16 protein-coding genes and 1 other RNA gene are annotated in these 17,290 nt (G+C 48.9%); 9 read left to right on the plus strand and 8 right to left on the minus strand.

Annotated features, from left to right (window positions below; translation table 11 throughout):
* Nucleotides 1-49 precede the first annotated feature (49 nt).
* The 8 genes from ffs to NFR62_RS06975 all read left to right on the plus strand — a co-directional run bounded on the left by ffs (nt 50) and on the right by NFR62_RS06975 (nt 7,632).
* Nucleotides 50-315: signal recognition particle sRNA large type (gene ffs, locus NFR62_RS06940), an RNA gene on the plus strand.
* Nucleotides 316-394: 79 nt separating this feature from the next.
* A complete protein-coding gene (gene ilvB, locus NFR62_RS06945) occupies nt 395-2,095 on the plus strand; it encodes a biosynthetic-type acetolactate synthase large subunit (protein WP_251616596.1) in 1,701 nt (566 codons plus the stop codon).
* Nucleotides 2,092-2,580, plus strand: coding sequence for an acetolactate synthase small subunit (gene ilvN, locus NFR62_RS06950; protein ID WP_251616598.1), 489 nt, complete (start codon nt 2,092-2,094; stop codon nt 2,578-2,580). The genes ilvB and ilvN overlap by 4 nt, the downstream gene beginning before the upstream one ends.
* Before the next feature lie 182 nt (nt 2,581-2,762).
* Nucleotides 2,763-4,439, plus strand: a complete 1,677-nt coding sequence (gene ilvD, locus NFR62_RS06955) for a dihydroxy-acid dehydratase (protein WP_251616601.1) — start codon at nt 2,763-2,765, stop codon at nt 4,437-4,439.
* Between the two features lie 47 nt (nt 4,440-4,486).
* A complete protein-coding gene (gene leuC, locus NFR62_RS06960) occupies nt 4,487-5,737 on the plus strand; it encodes a 3-isopropylmalate dehydratase large subunit (RefSeq protein WP_251616604.1) in 1,251 nt (416 codons plus the stop codon).
* Between the two features lie 49 nt (nt 5,738-5,786).
* Nucleotides 5,787-6,251 (plus strand): 3-isopropylmalate dehydratase small subunit, encoded by a 465-nt coding sequence (gene leuD, locus NFR62_RS06965; protein WP_251616606.1) that lies wholly within the window; start codon nt 5,787-5,789, stop codon nt 6,249-6,251.
* Between the two features lie 50 nt (nt 6,252-6,301).
* Nucleotides 6,302-7,384 carry a 3-isopropylmalate dehydrogenase gene (leuB, locus tag NFR62_RS06970; protein ID WP_251616608.1) on the plus strand — a complete coding sequence of 361 codons (1,083 nt, stop codon included), beginning with the start codon at nt 6,302-6,304 and terminating at the stop codon, nt 7,382-7,384.
* A 17-nt stretch (nt 7,385-7,401) separates the two neighbouring features.
* Nucleotides 7,402-7,632 carry an acyl carrier protein gene (locus NFR62_RS06975; RefSeq protein ID WP_251616610.1) on the plus strand — a complete coding sequence of 77 codons (231 nt, stop codon included), beginning with the start codon at nt 7,402-7,404 and terminating at the stop codon, nt 7,630-7,632.
* 66 nt (nt 7,633-7,698) lie between these two features.
* Here the strand turns inward: NFR62_RS06975 and NFR62_RS06980 are convergent, their stop codons facing one another.
* The 4 genes from NFR62_RS06980 to NFR62_RS06995 all read right to left on the minus strand — a co-directional run bounded on the left by NFR62_RS06980 (nt 7,699) and on the right by NFR62_RS06995 (nt 11,299).
* Nucleotides 7,699-8,814, minus strand: a complete 1,116-nt coding sequence (locus tag NFR62_RS06980) for a transglutaminase domain-containing protein (RefSeq protein WP_251616612.1) — start codon at nt 8,812-8,814, stop codon at nt 7,699-7,701.
* A 13-nt stretch (nt 8,815-8,827) separates the two neighbouring features.
* On the minus strand, nt 8,828-9,976 hold the full coding sequence (locus NFR62_RS06985; protein ID WP_251616615.1) for a S1C family serine protease: 1,149 nt from the start codon (nt 9,974-9,976) through the stop codon (nt 8,828-8,830).
* 21 nt (nt 9,977-9,997) lie between these two features.
* Complete coding sequence (ung, locus tag NFR62_RS06990; RefSeq protein WP_251616618.1) at nt 9,998-10,708, minus strand: uracil-DNA glycosylase; 711 nt, start codon at nt 10,706-10,708, stop codon at nt 9,998-10,000.
* A 249-nt stretch (nt 10,709-10,957) separates the two neighbouring features.
* Nucleotides 10,958-11,299 carry an ArsR/SmtB family transcription factor gene (locus NFR62_RS06995; protein ID WP_251616629.1) on the minus strand — a complete coding sequence of 114 codons (342 nt, stop codon included), beginning with the start codon at nt 11,297-11,299 and terminating at the stop codon, nt 10,958-10,960.
* Nucleotides 11,300-11,403: 104 nt separating this feature from the next.
* Between NFR62_RS06995 and NFR62_RS07000 the strand changes: the two genes are divergently transcribed.
* On the plus strand, nt 11,404-11,628 hold the full coding sequence (locus tag NFR62_RS07000; protein WP_251616632.1) for a hypothetical protein: 225 nt from the start codon (nt 11,404-11,406) through the stop codon (nt 11,626-11,628).
* 88 nt (nt 11,629-11,716) lie between these two features.
* Here the strand turns inward: NFR62_RS07000 and argS are convergent, their stop codons facing one another.
* From argS to rnr, 4 genes are all read right to left on the minus strand, one after another.
* Nucleotides 11,717-13,414: an arginine--tRNA ligase gene (argS, locus tag NFR62_RS07005; protein WP_251616635.1), complete on the minus strand. Its 1,698-nt coding sequence runs from the start codon at nt 13,412-13,414 to the stop codon at nt 11,717-11,719.
* Between the two features lie 54 nt (nt 13,415-13,468).
* Nucleotides 13,469-14,557 carry a redox-regulated ATPase YchF gene (ychF, locus tag NFR62_RS07010; RefSeq protein WP_251616643.1) on the minus strand — a complete coding sequence of 363 codons (1,089 nt, stop codon included), beginning with the start codon at nt 14,555-14,557 and terminating at the stop codon, nt 13,469-13,471.
* Nucleotides 14,558-14,692: 135 nt separating this feature from the next.
* A complete protein-coding gene (locus NFR62_RS07015) occupies nt 14,693-15,076 on the minus strand; it encodes a hypothetical protein (protein WP_251616646.1) in 384 nt (127 codons plus the stop codon).
* Between the two features lie 130 nt (nt 15,077-15,206).
* Nucleotides 15,207-17,249, minus strand: a complete 2,043-nt coding sequence (gene rnr, locus NFR62_RS07020; RefSeq protein WP_251616649.1) for a ribonuclease R — start codon at nt 17,247-17,249, stop codon at nt 15,207-15,209.
* Nucleotides 17,250-17,290: the final 41 nt, after the last annotated feature.

A 17,290-nucleotide genomic window follows, 5' to 3' on the forward strand; every position in this document is an offset into this window, starting at 1 on the left:
TTATGAAAATCGCTTGCCAAGCAAGCGGTTTTTTGTTATACTTACTATGCTGTGCTATGTGGGGAGCTAGCGGTGCCCTAAACTCGCAATCCGCTACAGCGAGGCAGAAAGCCGCTCTCGGCGTATCGTATGGAAGGTCCGTTACCGTTCGTGTGATGATGATATCGGGGTCTTGTGCAACGTTATACTATGAACCGTGTCAGGGCTTGACGGCAGCAGCACTAAGTAGACCATAATGTGTGCCACAAGGTAGCTTCGAAGGAGTTTACTGTCGGAAGAACGCTTCGGTGCGGTACGACAAAAGCGGATGCACAGCTTTTTTTAACAAAGCGGAGCGACCCCGAAATGAATAATTCGGGGCCCTCTTTTTACAATATTTGCGAGGAAACTTTTTATGAAAGACACTTCGGGCAAAAAAGGCAAACTGTTGCGCGGCGCCGAAATTATAGTTGAAACGCTGATAGAGCAAGGCGTTACGCACGTTTTCGGATATCCCGGCGGCTATATTATAGATACGTTCGACGCGCTGTATCTTTACCGCGACAAAATTAAACAAATCCTCACAAGTCACGAACAAGGGGCTTGCCACGCCGCCGACGGCTACGCGCGCGCTACGGGACGTGTGGGCGTTGTAATGAGCACTTCTGGGCCCGGCGCCACCAACCTCGTTACGGGAATAGCAACCGCATATATGGATAGCGTGCCGCTTGTGGCGATTACGGGCAACGTTCCTCTAACCTCGCTCGGGCGCGACAGCTTTCAGGAAGTTGACATAACGGGCGTTACAATGCCCATAACGAAACATAATTTTATTGTGAAAGACGTTAGCGAACTCGCCTCCACTCTTAGGCAAGCTTTCGAAATTGCCGCGAGCGGACGACCCGGTCCCGTGCTTGTTGACGTGCCTAAAAACGTGCAGCAAGCCGTAGCCGAATACGTTCCCGCCTCACCCGTTCAAAAACGCGTCGAGCCGCTCAAAATAGACGAGCAAGCCCGCGAGGCGGCGCAAATACTGTCGCAAGCGAAAAAGCCTCTCATATATGCGGGCGGCGGAGTTATAATATCGAACGCGTGCGAAAAATTGCGCGAGTTCGCCGAAAAATTCGGCGCGCCCGTAGCGAGCTCTATGATGGGATTGGGCGCGATGCCCGCGAATCACCCGCTATTTCTCGGAATGCTCGGAATGCACGGCTCGGCGGCGGTAGCGAAAGCGCTCGGCGAATGCGACGCCGTAATCGCAATAGGCGCGCGGTTTTCCGACCGCGTGGCAGGCAACCCCAAAAACTTTTGCAAAAACGCGAAAATAATTCATATAGATATAGACAGTGCCGAAGTAGATAAAATTGTGAATTCTCACGCTCATATTATAGGCGACGCTTTGCAAGCGCTCGATTGGCTCACCGAAAACGCGAAGCCGCACCCTAATTCCGAATGGCAACAAAGATGCGCGGAACTCAAAAAACAGTATCCGTTTATCGACTCTAAAATGCCGCTTTGCCCGCGAAAGCTTTTGCGAGCGCTCGCAAAGTTTTCGCCCGCCGACAGAATAGTTACAACCGACGTCGGGCAACACCAAATGTGGGCGGCTCAATCGTATCCCGTTTCGGTTCCCCGCACGTTTTTAACAAGCGGCGGACTGGGCACAATGGGCTACGGTTTGGGCGCGGCGCTCGGCGCGGCGGTGGCAACTAAAAAGCCCGTAACGCTTATAACGGGCGACGGCTCGTTCCACATGAATATGAACGAACTTCCCACCTGCGTAAAAAACGGACTCGAAGTTAAAATTTTCGTGTTCAACAACAACGTGCTCGGAATGGTGCGGCAATGGCAAACTCTTTTCTACAACAAGCACTATTCTTCAACAACTCTCGATTCCCCCACCGATTACGTTAAGCTTGCCGAAGCGTTCGGCGCTAAGGGGCTTACGCTCGACCGCAACGAAAACATAGAAAGCGTTGTTAAAACCGCTTTTTCAACTCGCGGCACCGTTGTTGTGGATTGCAAAATAATGCCCGACGAATTTGTGTTGCCAATGATTCCCGCAGGCAAATCGGCGGAAGACATTATAACGGAAATCAAGGAGGCGAACGAATGAAACAATATATCGTAACGGCGCTCGTATCGAACAAAAGCGGCGTGCTAACCCGCATATCGGGTTTGTTTTCCCGGCGCGGCTACAACATTAACAGCTTGCAAGTTTGCGCCACCGAAAACCCCGAATTTTCCCGCATGACGATAGTCGCCGAAGCCGACGACTCAACCATAAAACAAATAACGCGCCAACTCGACAAACTCGTCGATGTGAAAAAAGTGGGGCTTTTAAACCCCGCTCAGGCTGTCTGCCGCGAGCTTCTTATAATAAAACTGAAAATGGAACCCTCCGACCGACCCGAAATAGAGAGCACCTGCAATATTTACAAAGCCAAAATGATAGACCTTTCGCCCTCCTCTCTCATTGCGGAACTCACCGGCGAACCGAACAAAATCGACGCGTTTATAGGAGTTGTTTCCCACTACGGAATAATAGAGCTCGTTCGCACAGGCTTAACCGCTTTGGAGCGCGGAAACAACGGATTTTAAACGGTTTAAAAACTCCTTTAATTTTGCATTTTTCACAGTCCGACATAAAATCGGGCTGTTTTTTTGCATTTTCCGCACTTTCGGGGAAATTATAACGTTTTCGGTCGTTAAATCGACTTTACAAATGCAACCGAGTTTTGATATAATAGAAGAGTATACAAAACAAAGAGAGGAATTGAACTGTGTCTAAAGAATTGAGTTCGGGAATTGAAAAAGCGCCCCAACGCGCGCTTTATAAGGCGCTCGGACTATCCGACGAAGAAATAGCCAAACCGATTATAGCCGTAATTTCCGCCAAAAGCGAAATTGTGCCGGGTCACATACACCTCGACAGCATTACCGACGCCGTTAAAGCGGGAATTTACGCCGCAGGCGGCACGCCTGTGGTTGTTCCGTCTATCGGAATTTGCGACGGCATAGCTATGGGTCACGACGGAATGCGCTATTCTCTTCCCAGCCGCGAGCTTATTGCCGACAGCGTGGAAAGCATGCTTATAGGGCACGCTTTCGACGGCGCGGTGCTTGTGCCTAATTGCGACAAAATAGTTCCAGGCATGCTCATGGGCGCGGCTCGCGTAAACCTTCCCGCAGTGCTCGTTTCGGGCGGACCTATGGAAAGCGGAGTTTATCGCGGCAAAAAAGTAAGCCTTTCCACAGCGTTCGAAGCCGTAGGAAAAGTCAAATCGGGCAAAATGTCGCTCGACGAACTTACCGAACTTGAAAACTGCGCATGTCCGGGTTGCGGAAGCTGTTGCGGAATGTATACCGCAAACAGCATCAACTGCCTGTGCGAAGCGCTCGGAATGGCCTTACCCGGAAACGGAACCGTTCCCGCCGTTAAAGCGGAGCGCATACGTCTTGCGAAAAAAGCGGGCGAAACTATAATGAAACTTGTTGAAAACGACATTCGCCCCCGCATGATTCTTAAAAAAGAAGCGTTTAAGAACGCTCTTGCCGTAGATATGGCAATAGGCGCGTCTACAAACACAGTGCTTCACCTATTTGCAATCGCCGCCGAATGCAACATAACTCTCACCCTCGACTTATTGCAGGAAATTTCCGACCGCACGCCAAACCTTTGCAAGCTTAGCCCCTCTACGGAGCGCGACATGGCGGAACTCGGCGCGTCGGGCGGCATTATGGCTGTCATGAACGAACTTGCAACCGTTAAAGACAAAAAGGGCAACGGCATTATAGCGGGCGACGCTCTTACCGTTACGGGCAAATCGATTTCTCATTCGTATTCGAACGCCCGCATAACGGGCGACGCGATTCAGCCCGTTTCGAACCCTATTTCTCCCTGCGGCGGAATAGCGGTTTTAAAAGGCAACATAGCCGACGACGGCGCTGTGGTTAAACGCAGCGCGGTGTCGCCTAATATGCTTAACTTTACCGGAAAAGCCAAATGTTTCGACAGCGAGGAAGATTGCGTGCACGCCATTATGGGCGGTAAAATTCAAAAAGGCGACGTGATTGTTATTCGTTACGAAGGACCTAAGGGCGGGCCGGGCATGCGCGAAATGCTTTCCCCCACTTCGGCGCTTTGCGGCATGGGGCTCGACGAAGACGTGGCGCTTATAACCGACGGAAGATTTTCGGGAGCCACTCGCGGCGCGGCGATAGGGCACGTTTGTCCAGAAGCTGCGGCGGGCGGAAAAATAGCTCTCGTTAAAGACGGCGACAAAATAAGCATAAACATTCCCGAAGGAAAACTCAACCTTGAAATAAACGCCAAAGAGATGGCGGCGAGACTTAAAAAATACCGTCCGAAAGACGACGAGCCGAGCGGTTGGCTTTTAAGATATAAATATCTTGTTACAAGCGCGGCTCAAGGCGCGGTGTTAAAGAAAAAATTCTAAGCTCCCCCTACCGACAAGCGTTTAACGGCGCAAAGGAACCGCACATTATGGGCATGACGCTTTCGCAAAAAATACTCGCCGACAAAGCGGGACTGCGCGAAGTTTGCGCAGGGCAACTTATAACCGCAAAACTCGACCTTGTGCTCGGCAACGACATAACTTCGCCGGTGGCAATCGGCGAACTCGAAAAGGCGGGAAAAAGCGGGGTTTTCGACAACAACAAAGTGGCTCTCGTTATGGACCACTTTGTTCCCAATAAAGACATTAAATCGGCGCAACAGTGCAAAAAGTGCCGCGACTTTGCGTACAAAGAAAACATAACCCACTTTTACGACGTCGGGCAAATGGGAATAGAACACGCTCTTTTGCCCGAAAAAGGGCTTGTGGTTGCGGGCGACCTCGTTATAGGGGCAGATTCTCACACTTGCACATACGGCGCTCTCGGAGCTTTCGCAACGGGCGTAGGCTCCACCGATATGGCTTACGGCATGGCGTCGGGCACCGCATGGTTCAAAGTTCCGCAAGCAATAAAAGTTGTGCTCAAAGGCAAAAAAGCGCCCCATATTTGCGGCAAAGACGTTATACTTCACCTTATAGGCAAAATAGGCGTGAGCGGCGCGCTTTATAAGTCGCTTGAATTTACGGGCGACGGTTGCAAGAACTTAGACATAGACGACCGTTTCACAATTTGCAACATGGCAATCGAAGCGGGCGCGAAAAACGGAATTTTTGCGGCGGACGAAATAACCGCCGATTATTTAAAAGGCAGAACGACACGCGCAGGAAAAGTTTACCGTGCCGATAATGACGCCGAATACGAACGCACTGTTGAAATAGAACTTTCTTCGTTAAAGCCTACGGTGGCTTTCCCCCACCTACCCGAGAACACCCGCACAATAGACGAAGCGGGAGAAATAAAAATAGACCAGGTTGTTATAGGCTCGTGCACCAACGGGCATATATCCGACCTTAGAGCGGCTGCGGAAGTTTTGCGCGGCAGAAAGGTTGCGCGCGGAGTAAGAGCAATCGTTATTCCCGCCACAAACGAAATATATTTGCAAGCGATTAAAGAAGGGCTGATAGAAACATTCATAAACGCGGGCGCGGTTGTGTCTACTCCCACATGCGGACCGTGCTTGGGCGGCTATATGGGCATTCTCGCGGAAGGCGAACGGTGCGTGGCAACCACAAACCGCAACTTCGTAGGGCGCATGGGACACATATCGAGCGAAATATACCTCGCGTCGCCTTATGTGGCGGCGTCGAGCGCGGCACTCGGAAAGCTCGGCGCAATTTAATTCGTCCGCTTTCGTTCAAGTTTAATTTTTTTACGGAGGTTTCGTTACAATGACAGGCAAAGCGCATAAATACGGCGACAACGTGGATACCGACGTTATTATTCCCGCGCGATATTTAAATTCGTCGGACGGGCGCGAACTTGCCGCTCACTGTATGGAAGACATAGACGCGAATTTTTCGCATAATGTGAAAAAAGGCGATATTATGGTTGCGGGCGAAAACTTCGGTTGCGGTTCGTCGCGCGAACACGCGCCTCTTTCCATTAAGGAATCGGGAATAGCGTGCGTAATAGCGAAAAGCTTCGCGCGCATATTTTTCAGAAACGCAATAAACATAGGGCTTCCCATTCTCGAATGTCCGCAAGCGGCGCAAGATGCCGAAAGCGGCGACGAAATAAGCGTGAACCTCGAAAAAGGCACAATAGTAAACTCGCGGCTCAAAAAGGAATACTCTGTGCCGCCCTACCCCGCCGAAATTCGCGCCATAATAGAGCGTGGCGGACTATTGAAATAACGTAAATCAAAAGCGAAAATCCATTTAAAAACAAAAGGAGGGAACTCAATATGAACTGTAAAATCGCTGTGATTCGCGGCGACGGTATCGGTCCCGAAATCGTAGACGCAACAATCGGATGTCTCGAAGCTGTGGCGCACCGATTCGGGCACACTTTTAAGTACGCCTTTCCGCTAATGGGCGGCGCGGCAATAGACAGCACCGGCGTGCCTCTTCCGCAGGAAACGATAGACGAATGTTTAAATTCGGACGCCGTGCTTTTGGGAGCCGTAGGCGGACCCAAATGGGATAACCTTGCCACCCACCTGCGCCCCGAAAAAGGACTTTTGAATTTGAGAAGCGCGCTCGGACTTTACGCCAACGTGCGCCCCGCCGTTCTCTACGAACAACTGCGCGGCGATTCTCCCCTTAAACCCGCCATTACCAAAAAAGGAATAAACCTTGTTGTGGTGCGCGAGCTTACGGGCGGCATATACTTCGGACCTCGCGGTTACCGCGCGGGCAAATACGGGCAAGAAGCTTACGACACCGAAGCATATTCCAAAAAAGAAATAGAGCGCATAGCGAAAGTCGCTTTCGACGTGGCGATGGGCAGAGGCAAGCGCGTTACGAGCATAGACAAAGCGAACGTGCTCGAATCAAGTCAGCTTTGGCGCGCCACAGTTACAAAAGTTGCGGAACAATACCCCGAAATTGAGTTGAGCCACATGCTTGTGGATAATTGCGCGATGCAACTCGTAAGAGACCCGTCGCAATTCGACGTTATTCTTTGCCCCAACATGTTCGGCGACATACTTTCGGACGAAGCGGCAATGATTACGGGTTCTATCGGGCTGTTGCCGAGCAGCAGTTTGGGTTCAACAAAGCTCGGGCTTTACGAGCCAATTCACGGCTCCGCGCCCGATATTGCGGGAACCGACACGGCGAACCCCATAGCAACCATTCTCGCCGCCGCAATGATGCTCTCAACGTCGCTCGAACTTCCCAAAGAAACGGCGGCGCTCGAAAAAGCTATAAAAACAATACTCGGCAAGGGCTACCGCACTCCCGACATTTATTCTACGGGAAACAAAAAAGTGTCTTGTTCTAAGATGGGCGAATTGATTGCCCTCGAAGTTTTGAACGGAAAATAAAAGGAGGTAACATTACAATGTTTGAAAAAGTGACCGAAATGCTCGCAAAATATCTTAAAGCGGATAAAAGCGCCATAACGCGCGACACCGACATTCGCGCCGACCTTAACGCCGATTCGCTCGTTATAGTTGAAATGCTTTTCACGCTCGAAGAAGAAACGGGCATAACCATTCCCGACGAAAAAGTGGAAGAGCTAACACGCGTAGGCGCGCTTTGCGACTTTATCGAAAGCAATATGAAAAAATAATTTTTTAAACTTTCAACCGTTAAAAAAGACCCGAAAATTTTTCGGGTCTTTTGTTTTTGTTATAGGTTACGCATAAATCAAAAACACGAACACGCCGTCGGGATAGCGTTGATACGGATACATTCCGCTCTCCGGCTTAAAAGCAAAATCGGCGTCGGGAACCTTTTTATACGCCTCCGCAATATACGAGGCGTAGGCGTCGGGACGCGACAAATTGCTTTTGTCGTATTCGGGAAAATCGAGCTTTAATTCAACCTTGCCTATTTTCCGCTTGCCGTCTTTGATTTTAGAGAACACGTCTAAAAGCTCGTCAAGACTTGTAAGCTTCATTTTATGTGAGCCTATTCCAAGCGACATTTCGGAATAAAAGTCGTAAGAATTCGGACACTCGTAATTCACGGCGTCGAGCCCGCTTTCGGTATGATGCCCCGTAAGAGGGTCGAACATGGCTTCGTCCGACACAAGAAAGTAGCCGTGATTCAATATGTCAACTCTGTGCTTACTGTCGGTGTATACATGCCAAGAATCCATTGTCGAATCAACGTTGTACCACTCGCCGTCAAGCAAAACTTTGTTCCATGCGTGATTTACGGTGTTGCCGTCGGAAGAATATTGCCCCGTTATGCGTATGCAACGGATTTGCTCTATTCCGCACAAAAGCAAAAACGCTTTCGAAAAACCGTCGCACACAGCCTTGCGCTCCAAAAAAACGCCGTCGGGTCTAAAAGAAGGATTGCTCTCTTTTGCAGAACTCGCGTTTTCAAGCAAATCGAAATCGTACTCGGTATAGTAAGCTATATAGTCGTGTATGGCGTGCAAACGCTCGAACGCCGAAAAATCGTTCTTAATATAGCGGTTGAGCACCTGTATGGCGGCGTTATACGTTTTCTCTATTTCGGGAAAAACGTCTTTGCTGAAATCGGGACGGTAGCCTTCGTATAGTATTTCATTCAACTCGTCGAATTGCGCGTTCACGCTGTTGGCGGTAAAGCCCTTAGTTTCGCCGAGCGCGTTCACAGGACGCACGGGCGAGCTATCCGCATCACTCTCGCTTATAAGATGCGGCAAAATATCTTCGCTCGGTTTTTTGTTGAACACCGAACAACCCAAAGCGGAAAAAAGAGACGCAAACGCAAATAACGCAACCAACGCAAGTTTAAAGCTCTTTTTGAAAAAACTCATAAAGTCTCCGAAATCAATATTTTGAACGCTTGTAGTCGTATTTCACAGTCACGCTTTGTCCGTTTCGGTCGAGAACTATTTTTAGAGTCTCCCCGCTTGCCGAAGCGTCGTGAACGTATTTTAAACACTCGTTGAAAACGGCTCCGAAAGAAGTGTTTACCGAAACGGCAAGCGAACCGATTTTGGTAACAATGTCGCCGCTCATTATATCACCGCTCATATCCGCCGACGAAGGCAACACGTCGGTAACCGTTAAGCCTGCGGCTGTAAAACGCGCCCGAAAGCATAAGCCGTCGAAATTAATAGCGTCCTCAATGTCGGTGTCGCCGCGCACGGAAATCGTGCTCGTTTGTCCGCCGCCGCGTTCGTCGAGTATGCGGCGCGCCAACTTATCCGCAATAGAGAACGGCACGCAGTAGCTCATTCCCTCAACGGGTCGGTCGGTGTCGCCGTCGGCAACGTATTGCGTGCGGTAGGTGTTTATTCCTATAATTTTCCCGTCGAGCGAAAACAGTCCGCCGCCCGACATGCCCGCGTTTATAGGGCACGTCACGGCAATAACGGGAACTCTTTTAACTCCCGACGACTCTTCGTTTTCGGTTTTTAACATTCGGCTCGTGCGCGACACTATTCCGTCGAAAGCCGCAATCCCGTAAGCAAGACTGTTCCCCGCCGCAAGCACGGGAGTACCTTCGGTGTAGCTACTGCCTTGCGTAACAGCTTTCCCGTAAGCGCCGTCAATTTCTATAAGCGCAATATCGTGAAAAGAATCGTAGCCGAGTAGCTTACCCTCTTGTTTTTCGCCGTATTCGGTAAAGCGCACAAACGGAGCGCCGTCCGAACCCGTAACGTGAAAATTCGATATAACGTAGGTTTTCCCGTTTTCAATTTTGTATATCACTCCGCTGCCTTTCGCGTTGCCCTTAGTGCCGTTGCCGTACACTTCGACAACCTGCGAACGCACTGCGGCAAAAGCTGTTTCGTAGTTGGGCGACGCGGTTTCTCGTAAGCCCACCGACAGCAAAATTACGGCGGTTAGCGCGAGCAACACCGTTAAGCCGAGCAACACCGTAATCAACATGTTGGCAAGCGTAAATCCGCTCTTTATTCGCCTACTTTCCGAATTTGTTTCGGGCGCTTGCGCGGGCTCTGAATTTTCCATTCGCATCTCCTTATATATATTCTAAACTCTTGTTATTTTTCCGCCGTAATAAGAAGCAAGTCCGCCGTCAACGTTCGCCCAGTCTATCGGCGCCATACCGTGTTCAGCTAAGAACTCGTTTGTCTGAGAAAAATGCTTGCAACCGAAAAAACCTCTGCTTGCCGAAAGCGGACTCGGATGCGGCGACATAAGAATTTTATGGCGTGCGGCTATCAGGCTCTTTTTGGAACCCGCGCCCGCGCCCCACAGAATAAACACCATAGGTTTTTCTCGCGCGCTCAACGCCGTTGTAACCGCGTCGGTAAACCTTTGCCACCCGAGCGCCGAGTGCGACTGCGGAGTTGCCTTGCGCACGGTAAGGGTGGCGTTAAGAAGCAAAACGCCTTGCTCTTCCCAACCGAGAAGAGTGCCGGTAGTTGGCATTTTAACGCCTATGTCCGATTCGATTTCTTTATAAATATTTATTAACGACGGAGGAAGCGGAATCCCCTTGTTCACCGCAAACGCTATTCCGTTCGCCTGACCGTCGCCGTGATACGGGTCTTGCCCGAGTATAACCACTTTAACGTCATTATAGTCCACCATAGAAAGAGCGCGAAAAATCAGTTCGTAAGGCGGAAAAACAGTTTGCGTTTTATATTCCTCTTCAATCTTATCGTTAAGCGCCGAAAAATACGGGGCGCTAAATTCTTTTTTCAGTATTTCATCCCACGAATTGCCTATTTTGTTCATTCCGTTGCCCTTCCTTTGTATTGCTAAAAAAGAGTTTTCTTTACTTTCGATTTTATTGTATCATAAAACCAAAAAAAAATCAAGCGAGAATTACTCCCGCCCGCACTGCAAATTTATGTTGCAAACCGTATGTAGTACCCGCCTTTCCGCCGGCAAAAGGGCAACCCGCGCGGAAAGGCTTTTGTCTTTGGTACAATTCTAATATGGCTGTAATGCGAATTAAATATTCGCAACTTTAAAAAATTTGCGCTACGAAACAAAATTTACGGCTTTTAGCATTATATCGAGCAAAGAGTTGTCTTTTAGCGAATAAAACGACACTTTGCCCTGCCTACGCACTTTAACCGCGCCTATGGATTTCAAATTCCGCAACTGGTGCGAAACGGTGGTTTGGTTTATTTTAAGGCTTAGGCTCAAATCGGTTACGCACATTTCGGTTATGCTGAGTGCCGAAATCAATTTCAGACGGGTACCGTCGCCGAGCGCCGAAAAAAAGTCCGACATAGCGGCAAGAGCGTCTTCGCCCGGCACATAACTGCGCACCAAATCGAGAGTTTTATTGTCTATAAGCAATCTTTCGGAATCAAACATACTTGCGCCCTCCTATGAATATATTTTAATATAAACATATATTGCGACGCAAGTATAAAATTGCGCTTTTTATGTAGCTATTACGCGAAGAACGGAGAAATAACATGAATCAAGACGACATCTACAATCTTCTTCTTATTTTGCTTTTAATGAGCAACGAACGCGGCGGAAACGACAATCCGTGCAATTCGAACTCGACGCGCGGTTCGATTAACGAGCTTATTATAACGTCGATGCTTTTGAACAGTTGCAATTCGCGCGACGCATGCCCCGACGCGTTGAACGACGGTTGCGGACGCATTCGCAGAGGCGACAACACCACGTTCTAAAACAACAACCCGCCGCACTTTTTATAATGCGGCGGGCTGTAAATTTAATACATTTACAACAAATCAGACATTATCGACATAAAAAGAATCACATTTTTTCGGGCGCGTTTATCAGCAACAACGAGAGCCCGTTTTTCAACGTCGATTTAACGCAAGCGGTAAGTAGCAACCTTGCGTCGGTTGCGGCTTTATCTTCGGTAATTACCCTGTGTTCTATATAAAATCTGTTAAAACTTTGCGCGAGGTCGAGCAAATAGCGGGCGATTAGGCAAGGCTCGTACTTTTCTGCCGCTTCGCAAACAACGTCGTCGTACCTGTTTAAAAGCGTCACAACGTCGGTGCTCTCGTCGTCCGTAAGCAAGTCCCAAGATATTTTACGCGAACTAACGTATTTATAGCCGCCCTTAGAAAGTATAGACGAACAACGAGCGTGCGTGTATTGCAAATAAGGGGCGGTTTCCCCCTCGAACGAAAGAGCTTTATCGTAGGAAAACACCATATCTTTTATGCGCGACGTCGAAAGCGCCGAAAACACTATCGCGCCCACGCCCACCATTTCGGCTACGGCGGCTTTATCGATAAGTTCGGGGTTCTTTTCGCGTATGATTTTTTCGGCTTTTTCGACCGCAGTGGAAAGCACGTCTTTAAGAAAAACAACGTTTCCTTTGCGCGTGGAAAGCGCTTCGCCACCCTCCAAGCTCACCATTCCGAACGGAACGTGAACGCAGTCGGCAGCCCACGTTTTCCCCATTTTTTCAAGCACTTTGAAAACCTGTTTAAAATGTAAATTCTGCTGATACGCAACAACATAAAGGCACTTGTAAAAATTATAGGTGTCGTGGCGATACTGAGCGGCGGCAAGGTCGCGCGTGGCGTAAAGAGTGGCTCCGTCCTTTTTAAGAATAAGGCATGGCGGCATGCCGCTGTCGGATAGGTCCACAACCTTAGCGCCCTCGCTTTCGGTTAGCAATCCTTTGGCTTCGAGCTCTTTTATAACAGGCTCCATTTTATCGTTATAAAAACTTTCGCCCGCATAAGAATCGAAAGTTATGCCCAGCCTGTCGTAAATTTTTTGCACTTCTTTAAGAGTGAGCTCTTTAAACCTGTCGAAAATTCTTACCGTTTCTTTGTCGCCGTCTTCGATTAGTTTAAAATAATGCCTGCCCTCTTCTTCGAGCGACGGCTCTTTTTCGGCTTCGGCATGGAATTTAACGTACAGTTCCATAAGAGCGGTAACGCCGCACTTTTCAATGTCGGCGTCGTTTCCCCAACGCTTATATGCCGAAACAAGCTTTCCGAACTGCGTGCCCCAATCGCCGAGATGGTTAATTCCCACAGCGTTGTAACCCAAATAATCGAAGATGCGGTAAAGCGAGCCGCCGATTGCGGTTGTAAGCAAATGTCCTATATGGAACGGCTTTGCGATATTCACCGACGAATAGTCGAGGCATACGGTTTTGCCGTTGCTCGGCTTTTTGTTAAACACGTCGCCTTTCTCTGCAACCGCGCGCAAACCGTTCTCAGCCAAAGCCGCTCGGTCGAGTTTAAAATTGAGGTACCCGGCCACCGATTCGACGCTTTGAACTTCGGGAGGCAAAACAAGCTCCGATTTCAACTTATCGGCAATAGCCGCAGGCGACATGCGCAAAATTTTGGAAAATTTGAAGCACGGCAAACAAAATTCGCCGTTCTCCCTGCGCGGAGGCACCGAAATGCTCGCATATATTTCTTCTTTGCTTACGCCGTCTATTTTTATTGACTCGGCAATTATTTTTTTATAATCCATTCGTTATTCGGTCGGTTCCGACCTCTCCTTTCGCTTTGCGGCGTCCGCTGTTTCTTAAACGTTAAAACGGAAAAGCACAACGTCGCCGTCGCGCATAACGTATTCTTTGCCCTCGCTGCGCACTTTGCCCTTTTCTTTGGCTTGATTAAATCCGCCGAACGCCACAAGGTCGTCGTAGCTCACTATTTCGGCGCGAATAAACCCTTTTTCGAAATCGGAATGAATTTTTCCCGCCGCCTGAGGCGCCTTTGTTCCTTTTTCTATCGTCCAGGCGCGAACTTCTTTTTCTCCCGCAGTAAGGTAGCTTATAAGCCCCAACAAAGCATATCCCGCCTTTATAACACTGTCAAGTCCCGATTCTTCAAGTCCCAAATCGCGCGAAAGTTCTTCGCGGTCGGCGTCGTCGAGCGTGCTTAAATCCTCTTCCGCTTTGGCGCAAATTTCAACTGTTTCGGCGCCCTCGCTCTTTGAAAACTCGCGCACTTTGTCAACGTAAACGTTGCTTTTGCCTATATCCGATTCGCTAATGTTGGCGCAGTAAATAACGGGCTTTGCGGTAAGCAAAAAGAATTCGCGCAACAGCTCTTTTTCTTCGTCGGAATACGAAAGCGTGCGAGCCGTTTTTCCCTGTTCGAGCACAACTTTTATTTTTTTGAGAAGCGCGGCTTCGTCGGCGTATTTCTTTTCTCCGCATTTAACGTATTTTTCCGCTTTTTCAAGACGCTTCTGCACCGTTTCAAGGTCGCTGAGCACAAGTTCGAGGTTTATTGTTTCTATATCGCGCAACGGGTCTACGCTGCCGTCAACGTGAATAACGCTGCTCCCGCCGAAACAACGCACAACGTGAACAATAGCGTCAACTTCGCGTATATGCGACAAAAACTTGTTTCCCAGCCCCTCTCCCTTAGACGCGCCTTTAACAAGCCCTGCTATATCCACAAATTCGAGCACTGCGGGAGTCACCTTTTTGGTGTTATACATTTTAGCCAACACGTCGAGACGCGCGTCGGGCACAGGAACCACGCCCACATTCGGCTCTATTGTGCAAAACGGATAGTTCGCGCACTCCGCGCCCGCCTTCGTAATAGCGTTGAAAAGCGTGCTCTTTCCTACGTTAGGTAAACCTACCACTCCTAATTTCATAAACGTTTTCCTTAGGTGTTTTTTTAACCTAATTATTATAACATTGAAACTTTACAAAAGCAACAAAAAAGCCCGCACATAACGGAAATTGTGCGGGCTTTATAACGGAGATGCAAAACTTTGTTTAAAGCGTACTTATTTTTCTTGCAAGTAGTTGTTTTCAGTTACCCACGAAGCTATTATTTTTTTAAGCTCGCGGTTGTATTGTTCGTGAAGTTTGTAGTATTCGTCCCACTTTGCTCCTACAACGCTTTGATATTTGTCGAGTTTGGCTTTCAATTCGAACATATACGAGAATCTTTCGTCGAGAGCTTTTTTGAGTTCCTCGTAACGGGCGTCGGCGTTTTTGTTTTCGCCATCCACAATATAGTCTCCGTCTACTATTTCCGCACGGTGGGGCATAATCTTAACGATTACCGAATCACCGTCGGCAAGAGGGGGCTTTTCAACGTGCTTAGGCGCCTGTACGGGAACCAAAGAAACCAACGATAACGCTGCCGATGCAAGTAACTTAACCATAAAAAATACCATCCTTTATTTTGATTTCGCATAAGTGAATTTTAACTGTTAAGTTCTTATGCGCAAGTTTAGTATTTTTCCCTTTGGTAAATTTTATACATTTTTTCTTAACGCTTTTTTTCGACTCCGTTTAACGCGGCGTAAAACTCTGTTTTTCAGGCTCTTGCAGCTTAAACGAAACTCTGTCGGCAGTAACCTTTTCAACCTCTATATCAACCGAATCGCCGAGTTTAAAAGTGTGCGACGGGCTGTCGAGACGGAAAAGCTCGGCGTTGAAAACATATCCGCCGCCTGGCAAATTCTCGGTGCGAATAAGTCCTTCGACGGTGTTTTCGAGTTCAACGAATATTCCCCACTCCGTAACGCCCGAAATTATTCCCGAATATCTTTCTCCTATTTTTCCGCGCATATATTCCGCTTTTTTAAGGTCGTCCACTTTACGCTCTGCGGATTCGGCAAGTTTTTCACGCTCCGAACTGCGCTTCGCAACTTCGCCCACCACGTCGACGTATTTTTTAAACGCTTTTTCGCCGTTGCGTAAAAAATCTTTTATAATGCGGTGAATCATAAGGTCGGGATAACGGCGAATAGGCGAAGTAAAATGGCAGTAATACGGCGCGGCAAGCCCGAAATGCCCCGCGTTGTTCGGCTCGTAAGCCGCCTTACTCATGCTTCTGAGCACCACTCGGTTCACAACTCCCGAAACGTTCGAATCGAGCGACGCGAGAAAACGCGCGAAGTCGATACTTTGCGGCGCGTTTAAATTGCCTTTAAAAGAAAGTCCGAGCGCCGACACGAAAGAAACGAGAGCTTGCACTTTTTCGGCGGGAGGCGCCGCGTGGGCACGGAAAACGAACGGAGCTTTTTCTCGCACGAAACGTTCGGCAACGGTCTCGTTGCACGCAAGCATAAATTCCTCTATAATTTTGTGCGAAACAAGTTGTTTGCTTTTAACAACGTCCGTAGTGCGCCCTTTGGAATCGAGCACTATTTTGCACTCGGGAATGTCGAATTCTATATTGCCCCTTTCCGTGCGACGGTTGCGTAGCAGTTCGGCAAGCAATTTCATTTCTTCGAGCATAGGCACCAAAAAAGCGTAGCGGGCGCGAAGTTCTTCGTCGCCGCTCAAAATTGCGGCAACCTGCGAATACGTCATGCGGGCGCGCGAACGAATTATTCCCTCGCGTATTTTATGCCTTACTATACCGCCCATGTTGTCGAACCACATTATAACCGACAGCGTGAGCCTGTCTTCGCCCTCGTTGAGCGAGCAAATTCCGTTGCTCAGCTTTTCGGGCAACATGGGAATTACGCGGTCGGGAAAATACACGCTCGTGCCGCGAGCATACGCCTCTTTATCGAGTTTCGTGCCTCGCCCGACGTATTCCGCAACGTCTGCAATATGAACCCCCAAACGGTACAATCCGTCTTTGGTGCGGCTTAGAGTTACGGCGTCGTCGAAATCGCGCGAATCGTCGCCGTCTATTGTTATAATAAGTTCGTCGCGGTAGTCTTTGCGTCCCGCAAACATTTCTTCGGTTACCCTATCGGGAATACGCTCGCTTTCTTCTATTACGCCGAGCGGAAATTTTTCGTGCAAATCGTGCGCGCGTATAATACTTAAAACGTCTACGCCCGCCTCGTCGGGATAGCCGAGAATTTCTATAATTTCTCCGTCGGGACGGCGAAGCGGCGGATACGAAAGAATTTTAACAACCACTTTTTCGCCGTTCTCGGCGCCGCCGTTCAATTCGTTTTTAACGAAAATATCGGTACCGAGACGACTGTTGTCGGCAACCACAAAACCGTAATTTCCATCGCGGCAATACGTTCCCACAACTCGTTCGTTAGCCCGCTCGATAACTTCGAGCACTCTAGCTTCCCCCGCGCCTTTGCTGCGCCCCGTGCGTTCGGCAACAACTCTGTCGCCTCCGAGCGCGGAGTTCATGTCGCGCGCGGGAATAAACAAATCATCTCCGCCGTCGTCGCGTATCAAAAAGCCGAACCCCTTACTGCTCGCGTCTATTCTTCCCGTGAGCTTTTCTGTTTCGGCACCGCCTTTGGCGGCTCTAAACGCGACAGCCTGCTTTTTCGATTTCGCGCACTTAGGCGAGCGGTTTTTGCCGCCGCTTTTAGCCGTGCCGCTTTTGTTTTTCTTTTTTGCTTTACTCATTTTTAAGCCTCTTTTTATCTTTCAATATATTATAATACAAT

The sequence above is a fragment of the Pumilibacter muris genome, assembly GCF_943193045.1.
Lineage (GTDB): Bacteria > Bacillota > Clostridia > Christensenellales > Pumilibacteraceae > Pumilibacter > Pumilibacter muris.